At 64.2% G+C, this 19655-nt stretch carries 15 protein-coding genes; 13 read left to right on the top strand and 2 right to left on the bottom strand.

Translation table 11 applies throughout. The annotated features are described in order from the left end of the window. Positions 1-220 precede the first annotated feature (220 nt). The 3 genes from CXQ91_RS07805 (at position 221) to CXQ91_RS07795 (ending at position 3766) form a co-directional block, all read left to right on the top strand. Positions 221-1165, top strand: coding sequence for a carbohydrate ABC transporter permease (locus CXQ91_RS07805; protein ID WP_104173348.1), 945 nt, complete (start codon positions 221-223; stop codon positions 1163-1165). Further along, the gene (locus tag CXQ91_RS07800; protein ID WP_104173347.1) at positions 1158-2111 is read left to right on the top strand and encodes a carbohydrate ABC transporter permease; all 954 of its coding nucleotides are present in this window, start codon (positions 1158-1160) and stop codon (positions 2109-2111) included. Before CXQ91_RS07805 ends, CXQ91_RS07800 begins: the two co-directional genes overlap by 8 nt. A 296-nt stretch (positions 2112-2407) precedes the next feature. Next, on the top strand, positions 2408-3766 hold the full coding sequence (locus tag CXQ91_RS07795; RefSeq protein ID WP_104173346.1) for an ABC transporter substrate-binding protein: 1359 nt from the start codon (positions 2408-2410) through the stop codon (positions 3764-3766). A gap of 118 nt (positions 3767-3884) precedes the next feature. Here the strand turns inward: CXQ91_RS07795 and CXQ91_RS07790 are convergent, their stop codons facing one another. Beyond that, on the bottom strand, positions 3885-5954 hold the full coding sequence (locus tag CXQ91_RS07790) for a beta-galactosidase (protein WP_104173345.1): 2070 nt from the start codon (positions 5952-5954) through the stop codon (positions 3885-3887). A 183-nt stretch (positions 5955-6137) separates the two neighbouring features. On the opposite strand from CXQ91_RS07790, the gene CXQ91_RS07785 reads away from it, so the two are divergent. From CXQ91_RS07785 to CXQ91_RS07760, 6 genes are all read left to right on the top strand, one after another. Further along, positions 6138-7421, top strand: a complete 1284-nt coding sequence (locus tag CXQ91_RS07785) for an ABC transporter substrate-binding protein (protein ID WP_104173344.1) — start codon at positions 6138-6140, stop codon at positions 7419-7421. Positions 7422-7466: 45 nt separating this feature from the next. After that, positions 7467-8420 carry a carbohydrate ABC transporter permease gene (locus tag CXQ91_RS07780; RefSeq protein ID WP_104173343.1) on the top strand — a complete coding sequence of 318 codons (954 nt, stop codon included), beginning with the start codon at positions 7467-7469 and terminating at the stop codon, positions 8418-8420. Further along, a complete protein-coding gene (locus CXQ91_RS07775; protein ID WP_104173342.1) occupies positions 8417-9334 on the top strand; it encodes a carbohydrate ABC transporter permease in 918 nt (305 codons plus the stop codon). Before CXQ91_RS07780 ends, CXQ91_RS07775 begins: the two co-directional genes overlap by 4 nt. A gap of 6 nt (positions 9335-9340) precedes the next feature. After that, positions 9341-10003, top strand: coding sequence for a Poxvirus protein I5 (locus CXQ91_RS07770; protein WP_104173341.1), 663 nt, complete (start codon positions 9341-9343; stop codon positions 10001-10003). A gap of 85 nt (positions 10004-10088) precedes the next feature. After that, positions 10089-11357, top strand: coding sequence for an MFS transporter (locus CXQ91_RS07765; RefSeq protein WP_104173340.1), 1269 nt, complete (start codon positions 10089-10091; stop codon positions 11355-11357). 234 nt (positions 11358-11591) lie between these two features. After that, positions 11592-12881 carry an ABC transporter substrate-binding protein gene (locus tag CXQ91_RS07760; protein ID WP_104173339.1) on the top strand — a complete coding sequence of 430 codons (1290 nt, stop codon included), beginning with the start codon at positions 11592-11594 and terminating at the stop codon, positions 12879-12881. 56 nt (positions 12882-12937) lie between these two features. Here CXQ91_RS07760 and CXQ91_RS07755 read toward each other — a convergent pair whose 3' ends face one another. Beyond that, the gene (locus tag CXQ91_RS07755) at positions 12938-15061 is read right to left on the bottom strand and encodes a DUF6807 family protein (protein ID WP_104173338.1); all 2124 of its coding nucleotides are present in this window, start codon (positions 15059-15061) and stop codon (positions 12938-12940) included. A gap of 304 nt (positions 15062-15365) precedes the next feature. Between CXQ91_RS07755 and CXQ91_RS07750 the strand changes: the two genes are divergently transcribed. From CXQ91_RS07750 to CXQ91_RS07735, 4 genes are all read left to right on the top strand, one after another. After that, positions 15366-16061: a YesL family protein gene (locus tag CXQ91_RS07750; RefSeq protein WP_258073874.1), complete on the top strand. Its 696-nt coding sequence runs from the start codon at positions 15366-15368 to the stop codon at positions 16059-16061. Positions 16062-16277: 216 nt separating this feature from the next. Continuing rightward, complete coding sequence (locus CXQ91_RS07745; protein WP_104173337.1) at positions 16278-17807, top strand: extracellular solute-binding protein; 1530 nt, start codon at positions 16278-16280, stop codon at positions 17805-17807. Then, positions 17804-18778 (top strand): sugar ABC transporter permease, encoded by a 975-nt coding sequence (locus tag CXQ91_RS07740; protein ID WP_104173336.1) that lies wholly within the window; start codon positions 17804-17806, stop codon positions 18776-18778. Before CXQ91_RS07745 ends, CXQ91_RS07740 begins: the two co-directional genes overlap by 4 nt. Further along, positions 18778-19650: a carbohydrate ABC transporter permease gene (locus CXQ91_RS07735; RefSeq protein ID WP_104173335.1), complete on the top strand. Its 873-nt coding sequence runs from the start codon at positions 18778-18780 to the stop codon at positions 19648-19650. Before CXQ91_RS07740 ends, CXQ91_RS07735 begins: the two co-directional genes overlap by 1 nt. Positions 19651-19655: the final 5 nt, after the last annotated feature.

Raw genomic sequence — 19655 nt, 5'->3', positions numbered from 1 at the left:
CGGTCAAGAAAGCGTTTACTTTGGTACAAAGCCGCTGTTGGCCCGGTCAGTCCGGAAGCCAGGCAGGCGGGTGGTGCCGGAACTGTTTGGCACGGCCCGGGAGGGCTAGAGCACTTCACACCAGCACGCCGTGGAAGGCCACGATGACCAAAGGAGACCACATGGCCGCACAGCATTACCCGGGGACGCCGGCAGGCGCCCGTCAACCGAGGGGGACGCAATGAGCGCCATCAGCGAACTGTCCTCCATAGGCCGGCGCAAAGGGCCGGCTACTCCCGAGGAGAAACGCGCTAACCGCCGTGACAACAAGGCAGCCTACATCTTCCTGTTGCCATGGCTGATCGGTCTCGTGGCCATCACTGTTGGCCCCATGATCATGTCCCTCTACCTGTCCTTCACGGACTACAACCTGCTGCAGCCGCCGGAATGGGTGGGGCTGGATAACTTCACCCGCATGCTGGGCGATGCACGGCTGCACAATTCACTGCGCGTGACCTTCACGTACGTGCTGGTCGGGGTTCCGATGCAGCTGGCGGTCGCGCTGCTGATTGCGCTGGTGCTGGACAAAGGCCTCCGCGGCCTGCCGTTCTACCGGTCCATCTTCTACTTGCCGTCCCTGCTCGGCGGCTCGGTTGCCGTCGCCATCCTCTGGAAGCAGATCTTCGGAACCTCCGGCCTGGTGAACCAGGTGCTGGCCATGTTCGGGGTCACCGGACCGGGCTGGATCTCGGACCCGTCCACCTCGCTTGGCTCCATCATCCTGCTCCATGTCTGGACGTTCGGCAGCCCCATGATCATCTTCCTTGCGGGCCTGCGCCAGATTCCCAACATGTATTACGAGGCGGCCGAGGTTGACGGAGCCACCACCCTGCAGAAGTTCTGGCGGATCACCTTGCCGATGCTGAGCCCGATCATCTTCTTCAACCTCGTCCTGCAGATCATCGGATCCTTCCAGTCCTTCACCCAGGCGTTCATCGTCTCGGGAGGCAACGGCGGACCGTCCGACTCCACGATGTTCTTCACGCTTTACCTCTACCAGAAGGGATTCGGCCAGTTCGACATGGGGTACGCCTCGGCGATGGCCTGGTTCCTGTTGGTGATCATCGGCGCTTTCACGGCCATCAACTTCATCGCTTCAAAGTATTGGGTGTTCTACGATGACTGAACTAAAGACCTTGCCGGCTCCGGAGAAACTGCCGTCCTCCGAAGGGAAAACGAGGGGCAAGAGCCCCAGGGGCGGCAGCAGGAAACGCGAATCCCGGGGAACGCTGGCCTTCAGCCGCGGCGCGCGGATCAAGGCGTTGGCCAAGCATGCGGTGCTGATCATTGCCGGCGGCGTCATGATCTACCCGCTGCTGTGGATGGTGGTTTCATCGCTGCGGCCCAACGACCTGATCTTCCGCGAACCCGGGCTCTGGCTGAACAGCCTGGAGATGGGCAATTATGTCGACGGCTGGTCCGCGCTGACCCACCCCTTCGGGCACTACATGCTCAACTCCGCGGTGGTGGTGATCGGCTCCATCCTGGGCAACCTGATCTCCTGCTCCATGGCCGCCTACGCCTTCGCGCGGCTGCAGTTCAGCGGCAAGAGGCTGTTCTTCGGCATCATGCTGCTGACCATCATGCTGCCGTTCCACGTGATCATCGTGCCGCAGTACATCCTGTTCTCGCAGATCGGCTGGGTGAACACCTTCTGGCCGCTGATTGTGCCCAAGCTCCTGGCAACGGATGCGTTCTTCGTGTTCCTCATGGTGCAGTTCATCCGCGGCATTCCGAAGGAACTGGATGAAGCCGCACGGATCGACGGCGCCGGCCACCCGCGCATCTTCCTGCAGGTCATCCTGCCGCTGATGGTCCCGGCCCTGGCCACCACCACCATCTTCACGTTCATCTGGACCTGGAACGACTTCTTCGGGGCCCTGATCTACCTGACGGATCCCGAGATGTTCACCGTCCCGGTGGCACTGCGAGCGTTTGTGGACTCGCAGTCCGCGACAAGCTGGGGCTCGCTCTTCGCGATGTCCATTGTGTCGCTGCTGCCGGTGTTCCTGGTGTTCCTCTTCGGCCAGCGCTTCCTCATCAAGGGCATCGCGACCACGGGCATCAAATAGGCGCTGCTGTTCCGCAGCGGGACGGGCCGGGTGCTTGGGCGGGGCTCATGCCTGACAGCCCGGCAGTTCTTAGCAGTCCTTAGCAGTTTCTGGCTGTTCCTGGGGTGGATGGGTGTTCGTTGCCCCTCCGCCCCAACCCCTTGGGCCAGGTGCCGAAATTGGCATGTGAAACATCTTGTATTACAAGTTCCTTGCTTGTATTCTCAGATATGAGAAAGCGTTTTCTCACCAGCTTTCAAGTCTTTCAGCCTTCGAACCCAATCAGCTTTCAAGATCAAAGAAGATCGGAGAATCCAGTGCCGCTATTTTCCCGCCCTGCCTCAGCCGCCAGTCGTGGCGCAGCAGGGGCAAAGTCCGCCCAGTCCCGGCGGGGGCTGCGCCGCATCGGCGCGGTCGCCGCAGCTGCCGCCGTCGTCCTGGCCCTCAGTGCCTGCGGTGGGGGAGCCGCTCCGCAGAGTGCCGACGGCAAAGTTGAACTCCGCTTCTCCTGGTGGGGAGGCGACAAGCGTGCACAGCTGACACAGGCCGCGATTGCTGCCTTCGAAGCCGAGAATCCGAACATCAAGATCAAGCCCGAGTTTGGCGACTGGAGCGGTTACTGGGACAAGTTGGCCACCCAGGTTGCGGCCAACGACGCCCCGGACATCATCCAGATGGACGAAAAGTACATCACGGAGTACTCCAGCCGCGGCGCCCTCCTGGATCTTTCCAAGTACGACATCGACACGTCCAAGTTTGATGAAGCCGCCCTCAATGCCGGCAAGAACGAGGACGGTTTGACCGGCATTGCCGCCGGGATCAACGCGGCCACCATTCTGGCCAACCCGGCTGTCTTCAAGGCTGCAGGCGTTGAGATGCCTGATGACAGCACATGGACGTGGGAGGACTTCGAACGCATCTCCGCCGAGGTCACGGCAAAGTCGCCGAAGGGTACGTACGGCGCCGCTGCCTATGGAACCGATGAAGCCTCGCTCGGTGTATGGCTCCGGCAGAACGGCAAGTCGCTGTACACCAACGACGGGAAGCTGGGCTTCGAGCCGAGCGACATCGCCGAGTGGTGGGCGTTCCTGAAGGAGCTCAGCGAGAAGAAGGCTGTCCCGTCTGCCTCCGAGGTGGTTGAGGCCGAGGCTGCACCGCTGGACCAGAGTGGCCTCGCCACGGGCAAGAACGGGCTCGCCTTCTGGTGGTCCAACCAGTTGCCGGCCCTGGAGAAGGCTGCCGGCGGCGAGCTGCAGATACTGCGGTTCCCGTCCAAGACCGGTAGCTCGGCCGACGCCAATCTTTGGTACAAGGCTTCCCAGTTCTGGTCCGCGTCTTCCCGCACCAAGCACCCTGAAGAAACCGCTAAGTTCATCGACTTCCTGGCCAACAACACCAAGGCCGGCGAAGCGCTCCTGGCCGACCGCGGTGTGTACCCCAACTCCGATGTCCGGGCAGCAATCGAGCCCAAGCTGACCCCCGCCGACATCAAGGTGGTCAAGTTCATTGACCAGATCAAGGGCGAGCTCGGCGAGGCTCCGGCACCGCCGCCGAAGGGCGCTGGTGCCATCCAGGAGATCGTCAAGCGCTACACCTCGGAGGTGCTCTTCGACCGGCTGTCCACTGAGGAAGCCGGCAAGAAGGCCGTTGATGAAATGAAGTCGGCCATCAGCTAGCCCTGCCCTCGAAGCTAAGCAGCCCGCGGATCCTAGGCTTGTCCGCAGATCCTGACCTTGTAGGGCAGGATCTGCGGACAACCCTCGGTCGTGTGCGGTGGAGCGTCCGGCGACGTAGTTAGTCCTCCGCGATTACCGCCACGCCTCCGGCCGGAACCGTACCTGCGAACCGCTCGCCGGACAGCAGTTCTTCCCCTGCCACACGGACCGTGGCATCGGCGCGCGAGTGGTTGATGGCGAACACGAAGCCCCTCCCGTCGGCGTCGCGGCGTCGCGTCAATTCGACCCCCTGGTCAGCTTCGGCCGCTGCAGCAACTCCGGACTCGGCGAGCAGGCGGTCCACCAGTGCTTCGATGCCGTCCTGGTCCGGGAACGTGGCCAAATACCAGGCCGAACCCGCTCCCGCGGGGCGACGGGTCAGGGCGGGAACGCCGTCGAGCGGATATTCAGTGAACGTCGCGAGGACCTCAGCCGGCCCGTCCGTAGAAGCACCCACCACGCGAACGTGCTCGCTCCACACCGAGCCCACCCAGCCGTCGCCGGGACTTTCGCCGGTGCCGTCGCTGAGGCCGTTGCTGAGCTTCACGGTCGACCCGGCCAGCAGCGGATGGAATTCCTCCACGGTGACTCCCAGCAGGTCACGGAACGCGCCGGGGTAACCGCCGAGCCGGATGTGGTCCCGTTCGTCGACGATCCCGCTGAAGTAGCTGACCAGGACGGTGGCCCCGGCCCGGGCCGCCGAAGCGATGTTGGCAGCGGCGGCATCTGTGACGTTGTAAAGGGTGCATACGAGCACCAGGCCGTAGCCTTCCAGCGACGCGGTGGGGTGCACAAAATCCGCCGAGATCCCGCGCAGGAACAACGAACGGTGGAAAGCCCGCATCAGGTCCAGGTATTTGACGTCCTGGCTCGGGTGGGAGTCGATTTCGCTGGCCCACCAGGCCTCGTAGTCGAACACGATGGCCGCCCGGGACTCAACCCGCGACCCGCGCACGGGCGCCAGCCGCTTCAGGGAGGCACCCAGCTCCACCACCTCGCGCCAGACACGGGTGTCGCGCCCGCCGTGGGGGACCATGGCGGAGTGGAATTTCTCCGAACCGGCGAAGCTCTGCCGCCACTGGAAGAACATCACGGCGTCGGCCCCGCGGGCCACGTGCGCCAGGGAATTGCGCAGCATTTCGCCCGGCATCTTGGGCTGGTTGCGCGGCTGCCAGTTCACCGCCGACGTCGAGTGTTCCATCAGGATCCACGGGTCACCGCCTGCAACGCCGCGCGTGAGATCCGCGCTGAACGCGAGCTCGATCTGCCGTTCCGGATCGGCGGCCACCAGATAGTGGTCGTTGGCGATCACGTCCAGGTCCTGGGCCCACTCGAAATAGTCCATGGACTTCGTGGCGCTCGAAACCATGAGGTTGGTGGTGGCAGGCACCCCCGGAGTCACCTCGCGCAGCACCTCAAGCAGCGCACCGTAGTAGTCCATGAGCGCCCAGGAATTGAAACGCTGGAAGTCCAGCTGCTGGCCCGGATTCAGCGTGGAAGGCGCTACCCGCGGCGGCAGGATTTCCTCAAACGAAGCGTAATGCTGGGACCAGAATGCCGTCCCCCACGCCGCGTTCAGGGCGTCGATGCTCCCGTAGCGCCGTTCGAGCCATGCGCGGAAGGCAGCCGCGTCCTCGTCGCCGTAGAACTCCGAAACGTGGCAGCCGAGTTCGTTGTCCACGTGCCACAACGCCAGTGCCGGGTGGTCCTTGTAACGCTCTGCCAGGACCCGCGTGATGCCGGTGGCGTACCGCCGGTAAACGGCCGACGACGGCGTGTAGTGCCGCCGTGAGCCCGGCCCCAGCACGGTTCCGTCAGCCGTAACCGGAAGGATTTCGGGGTGCTTGCGCACGAGCCAGGCCGGGGGAGCGGCAGTAGCGGTTGCGAGGGCCACCTTGATGCCTGCCGCCGCCAGGTTGTCCAGGACATCGTCCAGCCAGCCGAAGTCATATTCGCCTTCCGAAGGCTCCAGCAGCCCCCAGGAGAAGATGCCCACGCTGAGGAAGGTGACCCCGGCTTCCTTCATCAGTTCCAGGTCCTCCATCCGGACACTGACCGGCCACTGTTCAGGGTTATAGTCGCCTCCGTAGGCGATGCCTTCGAGGCTGGTCCACACCGCGGGCGCAGGTGATTTTTCCTGGGGTGACATGGGACTCCTTCGTCGTTGCTGATGCAAGCTGCCGGCAAGAAAGCAGATGTTTGGAAAACGCTTGCCCAAATGTGGGAATGACGATATTGTATCGTTTCAGAAAGCGTGTGTAAGCCAAGTCACTACTCTCGTTGTAGGGAATCACAAAGAATCGCGCTTACACAACCGAGCAAGGAGGCTCTTATGATCAACAGAAGGAATTTCCTCACCACCGTGGCACTGGGCACCGCATCTGCCGCCGTGCTGGCGGCGTGTGGCTCCCCGGCCCCCGCCCAGACGGGTTCGGCGGAGAATCCGGTCACCATCAACTACACCTGGTGGGGCAACGACGATCGCGCGGAGCGCACCCGCAAGGCCATCGCCCTGTTCGAGTCGAAGAACCCGGACATTAAGGTCAACGGCAACTTCACCGACTTCGCAGGCTATTGGCAGAAGCGTGCCACGGAGGCAGCCGGTGGCGGACTTCCCGACGTGATGCAGTGGGACCTGTCCTACCTGCGGGACTATGGCCAGCGCAACCAGCTCCTGGACCTCGGCACGGTCAAGATCAACACGGACGCCTTCGACAAGTCCCTCCTGCCCTCCGGCCAGATCCGCGGCAAGACCTACGGCATCCCCACCAGCACCAACGCCTTCGCCGTTTACTACGACCCCGCCAAACTCGCCTCACTCGGAATCGCGGAACCGGACGGCACCTGGACCTACAAGGAATACAACGCCTTCCTGGCCGAGGTCGGAGCAAAGAGCAACGGCGCTCTTTTCGGCGGCACGGACTACACCGGCATCTGGTGGATGTTCAACATCTGGCTGCGCCAGAACAACATCGAAGCCTTCACCGAGGACGGCAAGCTCGGCTTCGCCAAGGATGACCTGAAGAAGTGGTGGAACCAGACAGCGGCCCTCCGCGGCACTCCCGCCATCGTTTCCGAAGAGCGCGTCACCCAGCTCGCCCCGAAGTCGCCGTTCGGCTCAAACGTCTCAGCCACCGAATCCACCTGGGACAACTTCATGGCCGCCTACCTTGGGGACAGCGGCGCCAAGGAACTCAAGCTCGTTCCGGTTCCCTCCGATGACAAGGACAACCTGGGCCTGTTCCTCAAGCCCTCCATGCTGATGGTTGCCAGCGCCAAGACCAAGTTCAAGGACGCCGCTGCACGGTTCATCGACTTCATGGTCAATGACCCCGAGGTGGGCCAGATCTTCAAGACCTCCCGCGGCGTTCCGGCGTCGAAGACCCAGCGCGACGGCACCACGTTCGAGGGCACCGACAAGCTGGTTGTGGATTACGAGAAGTCCATCGAGAAGTACCTCAAGGACGCCCCCGAGCCGCCCATCGTCGGTTTCGGCACGCTGGAAACCTCCTTCAAGCGCATCAGCTCGGACCTGAACTTCGGCAAACTCACCGTGGACGGCGCCGCCGACGCATGGTTCAAGGAAGCCGAAGACCTCATCAAGCAGAACGCCTGAGCAGCGTATTGTCTGCCCGACGTTCACAACTGACGGATTGAACTCGTGACTCAAAGCCCAACCCTGAGCAGGCGTTCGACGCCGTCCGCTCCCTCGCAGCCGCGCAAGTCGCGGCAGCGGGGGGCGGATGCCCGCGCCGGCTACACCTTCCTGCTGCCCTGGCTGCTGGGATTCATCGCCCTGACCGTGGGCCCGATGATTTCCTCGCTCTACCTGTCCTTCACCAACTACAACCTCTTCGACCCGCCCAAGTGGATCGGGCTGGATAACTACGCCACCCTGTTCCAGGACGAACGGTTCCTGGGGTCCGTCGGCGTGACCCTGTCCTACGTGGTCTTCGGTACCCCGCTCAAGCTCGCCGCGGCACTGGCCGTGGCCATGCTCCTGAACAGCGCGCGCAAGGGCCAGGGGTTCTACCGCTCGGCGTTCTATGCCCCATCCCTGATCGGCGCGTCCGTTTCCATCGCGATCGTCTGGAAGGCCATGTTCGGCGATTCCGGCCCGGTGGACCAGGGCCTGTCCTTCTTCGGCATCAACCTCGGCGGCTGGGTGGGCAACCCCTCCATGACCATGCCCATGATGATCCTGCTGACCGTCTGGCAGTTCGGCGCCCCGATGGTGATCTTCCTCGCCGGCCTCAAGCAGATCCCCGCCGATCTCTACGAAGCAGCGTCCATGGACGGTGCGGGCCCGGTCCGGAAGTTCTTCAACATCACCTGGCCGATGCTCTCCCCGGTGATCTTCTTCAACCTGCTGATGGAAACCATCCACGCATTCCAGATCTTCGCCTCGGCCTACATCATCTCCAACGGTGAAGGCGGCCCGGCCGGCTCCACCCTCTTCTACACCCTCTACCTCTACCTGCGCGGCTTCAGCGACTTCCGGATGGGCTACGCCTCGGCCATGGCCTGGCTCCTGGTGATCGTCGTCGGCATCATCACCCTCATCTTCTTCAAAACCTCCAAGTCCTGGGTCCACTACAGCGGTGATTCGAAATGACAACCATGGCAACCCCCACCAAACCGGCAACAGAAGCGCCGGCACCCGTGTACAACCCGAAGTCCGAGTCCGTGGGGGCCAAGCGCATCAAGAGCGCCATTTTCCACGTCGTGGCGCTTGCCCTGACCGGTGTGGTGCTCTACCCCGCACTGTGGATGGTCGCGTCGTCCTTCAAGCCGAACTCCGAAATCGGCGGGGCCAACACCTCCCTGTGGTCCAACAATTTCAGCTTCGACAACTTCGTCACCGCCATGGACGGGATCGGCGGGGTGTCCACCCTGCAGTTCTTCACCAACTCCCTGATCCTGGCCATCGGCGCCGTGGTGGGCACCATCCTCTCCGCCAGCGTCTCGGCCTATGCGTTCGCGCGGATCAAGTTCCCGGGCCGCAGCGTGTTCTTCGGCATGATGATCGCCACCCTGCTCCTGCCCTTCCACGTGGTGATCATTCCGCAGTACATCGTCTTCCAGCAGCTGGGCCTCGTGGACACCTACATCCCGCTGCTCATCGGCAAGTTCCTGGCCGCGGACGCGTTCTTCGTCTTCCTGATGGTCCAGTTCATGCGGAACCTCCCGGCCGAACTGGACGAGGCAGCCCGCATCGACGGCGCCGGCCACGTCCGGATCTTCACCGCCATCATGCTGCCCCTGATGAAACCGGCCCTGATCTCCACCTCGATCTTCTCCTTCATCTGGAGCTGGAACGACTTCCTCGGACCGCTGCTCTACCTGAACACCCCGGAGAAGTACCCGCTGCCGCTGGCCCTGCGCCTCTTCGTGGACCAGACCCAAAGCTCGGACTACGGAGCCATGATCGCCATGTCCGTCCTTGCCCTCCTCCCGGTACTGATCTTCTTCCTCGTCTTCCAGCGCTACATCGTTGAAGGCGTCTCCACCCAAGGCCTCAAGGGCTAACAGAAAATGAGCTTCATGGACAGCACCACGCCCGCGTCAGGCCGCGACGACCGGATCCCGGTCAACCGCTTTGCACTGTTTTCCGAGACCCTGCTGGCCGGACTACTGGTGCTGGTGCTGTCCCTTCCGCTGGTCACCATCCCCGCCGCCTATGCCGCGGGCATCACCCACCTCGAGCGCCACCTCTCCGGCCGGGACGATTCCATCCGTGCCCTCTGGGGCACGTTCCGCTCAGCGCTGCCGGGCAGCTGGAAGCTGGGCATCACGACGGCGGCAGCCGCCGTCGTGATTGTCCTGAACCTCCTGCTCACCATGGTGGGGCAGTTGCCCGGCCAGGCGGTGGTCCTGCCCGCCACCCTGATCCTGGCGGCTGCCGGAGCGATCCTGCTGCTGCGCACCGCGGCGGCATGGTCCGACTTCGCCGGCCCCGCCGTTGGCGCCGACCAATCAACCAAGGCAACCGGCACCAAGGCAACCGGTGCCTGGCCCGCCGCCCTTGCCGCCGGCAAGGCGCTGTCGCTTCGCGACTGGACAGGTTCCCTGCTGCTGGCCGCCGCGCTCTTTGCCGCCGTGGTGTTCGTCTGGATGCTGGCCGCGCTCTTCGTGGTGGTTCCCGGCACCCTGATCCTGGCCTCCGCTTCGGTCAAAATGCGTTCCACCCGCGCCTAGTTCCACCCGCGCCAAACTGCCCCGGCAGGTCCTCCTTTTTGCAGGTCCCCCAGTAGGTCCATTTCACTATCGAACTGAGCCAGACGTGTCTTCCGAGCGCCCCCAGTCCGCAGAGTCCCTCCGAGCCGCCACTGACCGTCCGCCGCGCTGGTACCACCCGCTGGCCCAGCGCAACTACCGACTCTTCGTCGCCATCCAGCTCGCCGGGAGCACCGGAATCTGGATGCAGCGGCTCGCCCAGGACTGGCTGGTCCTGCAGCTGACGGGAAGCCCCGCGGCAGTGGGTGTGGCCGTGGCCCTCCAGTTCCTGCCCATGCTGGTGGTGGGCCCGCTGAGCGGCATCCTCGTGGACCTTTACCCGAAGCGCCGGATCCTCCTCGTATGCCAGGCGATCACTGCCCTGCTCGCCTTGGCCCTTGCGGTCCTGGATGCCGGCGGCGGGATCACCGTCTGGGCGGTCTACGCCTGCTGCGTTGCCCTGGGCATCACGTCGGCGGTGGACGGTCCGGCGCGCCAGGTATTCGTCAACGAGGTGGTGGGCGACGCCGCCCTGCGTCCCGCGATCGGACTGAACAGCGCCATCGGCCAGCTTGGCGCGATGCTGGGTCCCGCGCTCGGTGGCCTGCTGATCGCCAGGATCGGTTCCGCCGCCGCCTTCGCTGCGAACGCCCTGGTGTGCCTGGCTGTGCTGGGCCTGATCGCCGCCATCCGGACGTCGCAGCTTTACCCCAGTGCGCCGCCCCTTCGTGGCCGCGGGCAGGTCCTCGCCGGCTTCCGCTACGTCCGCCATCGGCCCTCCCTGGCCCTGGTCATGCTGCTCGCCGGGCTCCTGGGCGCCTTCGGCATGAACGGGCCCGTGGTGCTCGCCGCCTTCGCCGAGGACGTGTGGCACAGCGGCGCCGCCGGGTTCGGCATGTTCAACACCTTCAGCGCCCTGGGCGCGCTGGCCGGAGCCCTGCTGGCGGCGCGGCTGCGGACCCTGGGCCGAAAGGGGATCGTGGCGAGCGCCGGGCTGTTCGGGCTGACCCAGCTGATCGCTGCGCTGATGCCCACGCAGGAGCTGTTCGTGGCCATGCTGGTGCTGGTGGGCGTGATGACGCTGCTCTTCCTGACCAGCGCTGCCACCACTGTCCAATTGGAGGCCGGCGCGGGAGTCCGCGGCCGTGTGCTGGCGCTCTACCTGCCGCTCCTGCTGGGCGGGCACGCGCTGGGCGGGCTGCTGGCCGGCTGGCTCACGGAGGAGTTTGGCGTCCGCACCGGCCTGGTGGTGACGGGGGCGCTGGGCATGCTGTCCGCTGCGGTCATCGGCCTGCTGCTTTGGCTGAACGCCCGACGGCGGACCGAGGCTTCCTGAGGGAGCAGTGCCGAGAGTCGGCACCGACCCCGCGATCTGACGAAAAGGGCCGCCAAACGCCGGGCATAGCGGCCATAGATGGCGAATGGCCAAACGCCGGGCGCCGGCAGTCCCGTGTCCAGGCAGTCCCGGGCCGGACCCAAGTCGCCCTTGACTGTGATGTGACACACACCTAGTGTGGGTGAGAAAGCGTTTTCTCGCTTCAATTAAACCAAGCCGTCAAGAGGACATCGAATGATTTTGCGCGCCCTGAAATCCCGAACTCCCAAGATCGCAGCCGTGGCAGCCGCCCTCGCCCTGACCCTTTCGGGCTGCGGTGGTGGTGCCCAGCCAGATGCCGGCGGACCGGTCACATTACGCGTCACCTGGTGGGGTTCGGACGTCAGGCACAAGATGACGCAGGAGCTGATCGACGCATTTGAGGCCAAGAACCCCAATATCAAGATTGAAGGCGAATACGGGGACTGGTCGGGCTACTGGGACAAACTCGCTACCCAGGTGGCTTCGCAACAGGCCCCGGACGTCATCCAGATGGACCTCCAGTACCTGGGGGAGTACTCCAAGCGCGGTGCGCTGCTGGACCTGAAGGACGTGGACCTGTCCAAGTTCGACAAGGCCGCGGCTGACGCCGGCAAGACTCCGGACGGGCAGTTTGCGGTGACGGCAGGGATGAATGCGCTGGTGGTGCTGGCCAACCCCTCGCTGATCTCCGCCAGCGGCGTGACCCTGCCGGACGACCAGTCCTGGACCTGGAAGGACTACGAGCAGACGGCCGCGGACATCACAGCCAAGGGAAAGGCGGGCACCTACGGTTCCGGGCCCGTGACCGGTGACGCCTCCTTCAACCTGTGGCTGCGCCAGCACGGCAAGTCACTGTTTACCTCGGACGGAAAGCTCGGATTCGACGAAGCGGACGCCAAGGGCTTCTTCGAGTTCCAGGCCGACCTCCGTGACGCGAAGTCCGTCCCGCCGGCTTCCATCCTCACCGAAGAGGCCAGCGCGCCGCTGGACCAGACGGGCATGGCAACTAACAAGTTTGCCCTGGGATGGATGTGGTCCAACCAACTGGGTGCCCTGACCAAGGCCTCCGGACAGCCGCTGGAAATCAAGCGCCCGCCGAGCACCGACGGGAACGCAAAGTCGGCCCAGCAGTACTACAAGGCATCCCAGTTCTGGTCGGCAAGCTCCCGGACCAAGCACCCCAAGGAAGCCCAGCAGTTCATCGACTTCCTGGCCAACAGCGTCGAAGCGGGAGAGATCGCGCTGGCGGACCGCGGCATTCCCGGCAACTCTGAGGTCCGCGCCGCCATCACGCCCAAGCTCAGCGCAGTGGACGCAGCCACAGCATCCTTCATTGACGACATTGCGGACGAAGTGGGCGACTCGCCGGCAGTGCCCCCGGCAGGTGCAAGCCCGGCCGGGGAAATCCTCACCCGTTTCTCCAGCGACGTGCACTTCGGCCGCCTCAGTCCGGAGGAGGCCGCGAAGAAGGCCATCGAGGAACTCAAGAGCGGGTTGAGCTAGCCGGCCGGAAGTGCCAGGTCCTCGGGTGGATCCGGAACTTCACGTTGCTCCATCCGCTAGCCGGCAGACAAACCGGCGGCCAGGCCGGCAGCGTCCTCCGGAGTCAGCGTGCCGTCCGCGATCCACACTGTGAAGGAGCGCGAGACGGCTTCCCCGGCGGCGAGCTTCACGGGCCTGTTCCAGGCGAGGGCCGAGCCCACCCCGGGGTAGCCGGACAGCCGGACGAACCACGGATCCGGCGCCTCCGCAGGCCCGGCGAACACCAGGCTCGCCGGGCCCTCCCGGAACTCCGCGGTCCACGCCAGCCAGGGCGAGACAGAGCCGTGGACGTCAGTTTCCCCGTGCTCCGCGGCTGTAAAGACTTCAGCCGCGGAGCACGCGGGCAGCCGCCAGAAGAATCCGCCGTAGCCGCTGCCAGCGGCACCGTTGGAGCCGGGGCCTCCCAGTGAGGCGTCGACGACGGCGGTCAGTTCCGTCGCCAGGTCCAGCCGCCAAGTTCGTGCGTCCACCTGAATCGGCCGGATGCTGCGGCGCTCGCGGAGGAGTTCGCTGCCATCCGGAGCCTGCCAGCTCAGTTCCTGCTGCACGGAATTACCGTCACGCGACCCCGGCACTGAAGCGGCGGAGAGCTGCACGATCCTGCCGTGGTCCGGGAGTTCTTCGTACCGTCCGGCTGTGCGGGTGTAGGTCTTACCGCCCCAGAAATTGATGCCGTTGACGTCCTGCAGGGCCACGCCCGCACCGAGGTGCCAGGGGTGGTCCGACGGGAGGTGGTCCGTGACCGTGACACCACCGAGCGTGCGCACCGGGTGCAGGTATGGCCGGGGTGAGAGCCTTGCCGCGATGGCGGTGCCGTCCTGCAGGGTGGCCACCGTGGTGGCACCGCTTAGCTCGCCGGCCGCAGGACCGCCGTCGTGCTGGCCGCCAGCCTGAACGGCGAGGTCCTGAACGGTGAGCGAAGGATTCTCCGGGTTGTCGGCCGCGGACCGTGCCCACGGCAGGCCAAGCTCGCTGAAGGTGGCGTGTGCCGCCGTCGCGCGTTCCAGCGCGTCCTCGATGCCGGCGATCACGGCGTGGGCGGAATCGCCGTCGCCCGTCCAGTTGATGTACTGCGCAGGGATCAGTGCCGGAGCGTCGGCGGTGCGGATGGCTTCAAGCACGCCCATGAACGCGCCGCTGTCGGCGAGCGGGCTGATGAGCGGCGCAGCGTGGGGTGGGCTGTCCGGCGAGTGGTGCTGGCGCAGGTGTTCCAGCAGGTTCTCGGTGAGGTCGTCCCGGCCGAAGACCTGGCTGCGCTCGCCGTCGATGCCTCTGATGCTGAGGCGGTCTTCGGTGTAGTGGAACACCGCGGTTCCTTCGCTGCCTTGCAGCGTGATGTACGGTTCCACGGATTCGGTGGCGCACAGCGTGAGCGCGCAGGTGATGGGCAGCCCCGATGTGGTTCGCACCCGGATCACGGAGGTGTCGTCCGATTCATTGTCGTTGGCCCGGTAGAGGTCCGTTTCCACGGATTCGAGATCATCCAGGGTCCGCGCGCCGGCGATCCTCAAGGCCGTGGCGATGGCATGCGCCAGCGGATTGGTGGCCACACCGTCCACGACGTCGACGCCGTTCAGGCTGCGCTTGCCCGCCCAGCGCGAACGCTTGTAGTAGGCACGGTCCCGCACCCAGCGCCCGGTGGCGGAGATCCCCAGGAGCGTGCCGATCTCGCCCGCCGCGAGCAGGTCCTCAATGGCCTGCAGCGCGTGGGAGCCGAGGCTTTGGAAGCCGATCTGGACACTGCGTCCGGCTTCGGCGGCGGCCTCCTGCAGCCGGTTAAAGTCGGCCAGTGAAGCGACGGGAGGCTTCTCCAGATATAGGTCGGCGTGAGGGAGGGCGGTCAGCGCCAGGGGTGCGTGCGTCTGGATGGGCGTGGCCACGATGACGAGGTCCAGCGCCGGGGTTGCCGCCAGGAGTTCGTCAAGGTTGCTAAAGACCGCAGTCTCGGAAGGAAGAGCGCCCGGCGCAGGAGGATTTGGATCCGCAACAGCCACGAGGGTGACGGCGCCGCTTGCCTGCAGCCGTTCAAGGTTGCGGAGGTGGTGCGTCCCGAAGCCGTGGACCCCGACGAGTGCCACCCTGGCCGCTGACGTAGTGGGGAGTTTGCGTTCTTCCGGGACGGGCTCGGACAGGGTGCCCATGGCTCTCCTCTTCTGTCCCCGGGACGGGGTGTTGACGTCGGTGTCTGTTCAGGAAATCGCCGGGCCGGGGCCCTGGACGGCTGACATCAGCCTAGGCCGGGCCGGCCAGGCATAACCTATGGTAAGCGCTTTCCAAAATGCTGATGACAACAGCATAACCCGGCCGGACGGATTATGTAACGATTCAAATTGCACCTTGACCGCCACTCCAAAAGCGTCTAGATTTTCGAGAAACCGCTTACTTACGTGACGTGGACCACTGAGGCCCCCGTTCCTGCAACGATGGAGAGATCGGAGGCTAGACGTGCTGACTGGAAGTTTTAGCGCGAAGGCATATTCATTCTTCGACACCCTGCTGTGGATTGCATGCCTGAACCTGTTTTGGATCGTGTTCTCACTGGCCGGCCTGGGGGTATTTGGCGTTGGCCCTGCGACCGCGGCCGCGCAGATCCTGGTGCGCCGTAGGGTCCGGGGCGAGGCTGCCCCGCTGTTTCGTGCGTTCACGAAGGAATTTGGGCGCAACTTTGGCCGCGGAAACGCCCTGGCGCTGCCGGTTATGCTCGCCGGCGCAGCCCTCTCCCTGAACTGGAACTACTTCTCCGGCTCCGGCGACCTCCTGTCCCAGTTGATGGCTGCCGGCGTGTTCGTCGCTGCCATCGTCCTGGTGGCCGTGGTTTGCCATATCTTCCCCATGTTTGCCCGGTATGAGCTGCCGCTCCCGCAGTACCTTTTGATGTCCTCGCGGTTTGCCCTCCGCCACCTCGCGGGCACCGCGATCCTGCTTTTTGTGACCGCGGCTGCCCTGTTCGCCAGCCAGGCCTTGCCGGGACTTATCCCGTTCTTCAGCATCGGCGCATGGCTGTACGTCACCGGCTGGCTGTGCGACCGCTTCTTCACCGCCAATGACGACTCCGTGACGGCAGGCTCCGGCGTCGGCGCCGGACGCGAGATGGCGGGATCCCGGGCAGCGGCCGCAACGGTGGGTGCTCCGATTGCCTGAGCTGCGGGGTGGCGGCCCGCCCTGCGGACGTGCGGCTTATCCGGTCGCGCGCTGCTGCCCGAAGGTCTCCGCAATGGGCAGAAAGTGCCTTTGCGCGGCCATTGAATGAAACGTATCAAAGATGCGGAGATCCGAGGCCGCGAACCAAAACCGCACACACCAAACCATCAACAAACTGACCCAGCCAACCCCGAAGAAGTGGAAAAGGAAAACACCATGATCCGCAGAAAACTCAGCCTGGCGGCCGCCGTCGTGACCGCCACCGCACTGACCCTCACGGCCTGCAGCGGCGGTGAAGCCCCGGCTGCGGACACCTCGAAGATCAGCCTCATGGCGCCATTCCTCGAGGCGCAGCCGCCGTCGGCCGACGGCGCCGTGCAGCAGAAGCTCGAGGAGCTCACCGGCAAGGACATCAACATCACGTGGACGCCGAACGCGTCCTACGAGGACAAAATGAACATCACGCTGGCGTCCGCCGAAATTCCCCAGGTCATGGTGGTCCAGAGCAAGTCGCCCGGGTTCGTCAAGAACGCCGAGGCCGGCGCCTTCTGGGACCTCACCGACAAACTGGACGAGTACCCGAACCTGAAGACCACCTTCCCGGAGGTTGAGCAGAACGCCAGCATCAACGGCAAGGTCTATGGCGTCTTCCGCGCCCGCAACCCCATCCGTGCGGCCGTGATGTTCCGGCAGGACTGGCTGGACAAGCTTGGGCTGAAGGCACCCGAGACCACCGAGGACCTGTACAACGTAGCCAAGGCCTTTACTGAACAGGACCCGGACGGCAACGGCCAGGACGACACCTGGGGCATCACCATCCCCAAGTGGGGCGCCCTGGGCTCCAACAGCCCCTACGACATCATCGAAGAGTGGTACGGCGCCGGCAACCGCTGGACCGAAAAAGACGGGAAGCTGATCCCGAGCTTCGAAACCGAGGAGTTCCTCGAAGCCAACCGCTTCGTCAAGAAGATGGTGGACGAGAAGCTCATCAACCCTGACTTCGCCACCTTCGACGGCACCAAGTGGAACGAGCCGTTCTTCAACGGCAAGGGCGGCATCATCGTCGACGTCGACTCCCGCGTGAGTGTCCTCATCAACCTGTTCAAGCAGGCCAACCCCAATGACTTCGAAAACAAGGTGGGCTTCGTCGGTAACCTCAAGGGGCCCGACGGCGAACTCCACGCACACCCGACGGACGGCTACTCCGGCTTCCTGGCCATTCCCAAGACCAGCGTCCGGACCGAGGCTGAGCTGAAGAACGTCCTTGAGTTCCTGAACACCATGAACGGCAAGGAAGTGGCCGCCCTGCTGAACAACGGAATCGAGGGCGTGAACTTCACTGTCGAGGACGGAAAGGCCGCCACCATCAAGCCCGAGACGGCCGAGGGCAAAGCTGTGGCCACGGACATCAAGAGCTACGCGCAGCTGGGCACCAACGTCACCGGCAACAACTTCTACCCCGTCAAGCAGGCCTCCGACTACGAACAGAAAGTCTTCGACAAGCGCGTTGAGGTCATGGCGGAGGACCTGAAGAGTGCCGTCTACAACCCGGCTGCGGCCTTCGTATCACCGACCTACGTTGCCAAGGGTGCGCAGCTGGACAACATCGTGGCCGACGCCAGGATCAAATACCTGGCTGGCCAGATCGATGAGCAGGGCCTGAAGGACGCCATCAAGCTGTGGAAGTCCAGCGGCGGGGACAAGGTCCAGGAAGAGATCAACAAGCTCTGGCAGGACAGCAAGTGACAGCGTCCGCAGTTGACGTCAAAGCCCCGGAGCAGGCGCCGCCACCCGCGCCTGCCCCGGGGCGGCGACGCCGCTTCGCCGTCCATTTCGCGCATTACAAGTGGCTCTATCTGTTGCTATTGCCGGGCGTTGTCTACTTCGCGGTGTTCCGCTACGCCCCCATGTACGGGGTGTCCATCGCGTTTAAGGACTACGTTCCTTTCCTGGGCGTGAACGGCAGCCCGTGGGTTGGCTTCCAGCATTTCGAGGATTTCTTCGCCAACCCGGATTTCGGCCGGCTGCTGGGCAATACGCTGATCCTGGCATTCCTGAGCCTGGGGATCGTGTTCCCGCTGACCATCGTCCTGGCGTTGCTGCTGAACGAGGTCCGGCTGTCGATCCTCAAACGCACGGTCCAGACGCTCGTGTATATCCCGCACTTCCTGTCCTGGACCATTGTGGCGTCGTTGAGCTTCCTGCTGTTCGCCCTGGATTTCGGGCCTTTGTTCCTGTTCATCAACAACGTGCTGGGCACGGACATCGATTTCCTGTCGGATCCGGCCTGGTTCCGGCCGCTCATTGTGCTGCAGGAGATCTGGAAGAACACCGGCTGGGGGACCATCATCTTCCTCGCCGCCCTGGCCACTGTGGACCAGGACCAGTACGAGGCCGCCATCATCGACGGCGCCGGCCGGTTCCGCCGGGTCTGGCACATCACCCTGCCCGGGATCCGCTCCACCATCATCGTGATGCTCATCCTGGCGATCGGGCAGATGCTGAACACCGGCTTCGAACAGATCTACCTGATGACCAACGCCCTCAACCGGTCAGTGGCAGAGGTCTTTGACACCTACGTGTACTTCGTGGGCATCACCCAGGGCGCCTACTCCTATTCCACCGCCGTGGGTCTGTTCAAGTCATTGGTGGGCATCGTGCTGATCTTCGGCACCAACGCCCTGGCCAAGCGGTTCAACCAGAGCGGACTGTTCTAATGAAGATCCACAACACCACCGGCGGCCGGATCTTCGATGCCGCCAACTACGTCTTCCTGACCGGGATCGGCGTCCTGACGCTGCTGCCGTTCGTGTACGTGTTCGCCGGCTCCTTCGCCACCGAAGCCGAAATCACCCGCCGGGCCTTCTTCGTCTGGCCCGAACAGTTCAGCCTGGGCGCCTACGAATACATCTTCTCCACCCCCGCGTTCATCCGTGCCCTGGTCACCACGGTGCTCGTCACCGTGGTGGGTACCGTGGTGCAGCTGATCCTGACCGTCACCATGGCCTACCCGCTGGCCAAACGGAACCTCCGGGGCCGCCAGCTCATCCTGTCCCTGGTGGTCTTCGCCATGGTGTTCTCCGGCGGCATGATCCCCACGTTCCTGCTGATCAAGGACCTCGGCCTCCTCAACTCCTACTGGGCGCTGATCCTGCCGGCCGCGATCAACCCGTTCAGCCTGATCATCATCAAAAACTTCTTCCAGGAACTCCCCGCGGAGCTGGAGGAGTCCGCCAAAATGGACGGCGCCACCGAAGTCGGGATCCTCTGGCGGATCCTGCTCCCGCTGTCCAAACCGGTGCTCGCAACGTTCGCGCTGTTCTACGCCGTGGGCATCTGGAATGACTTCATGTCACCGCTGCTCTACCTCTCCGACAACTCCAAATGGACCCTGCAGATGTACCTGCGCCAGGTCACCGCTTCGTCCGACCTGCTCGGCACCGGCAACGTGGACCCGAACTACATCCCGCCGGAACAGGGCATCAAGTTCGCCGTGATTGTGGTGGCCACCCTGCCCATCCTGATCTTCTACCCGTTCCTGCAAAAGCACTTCGCCAAGGGAATGCTGATCGGATCCGTCAAGGGCTGAGCCGC

Source organism: Arthrobacter sp. Y81 (genome assembly GCF_002929335.1).
Classification (GTDB): domain Bacteria; phylum Actinomycetota; class Actinomycetes; order Actinomycetales; family Micrococcaceae; genus Arthrobacter.
The sequence above is the reverse complement of the archived record's forward strand: the minus strand, read 5'-3'. Positions and strand labels throughout refer to the sequence as shown.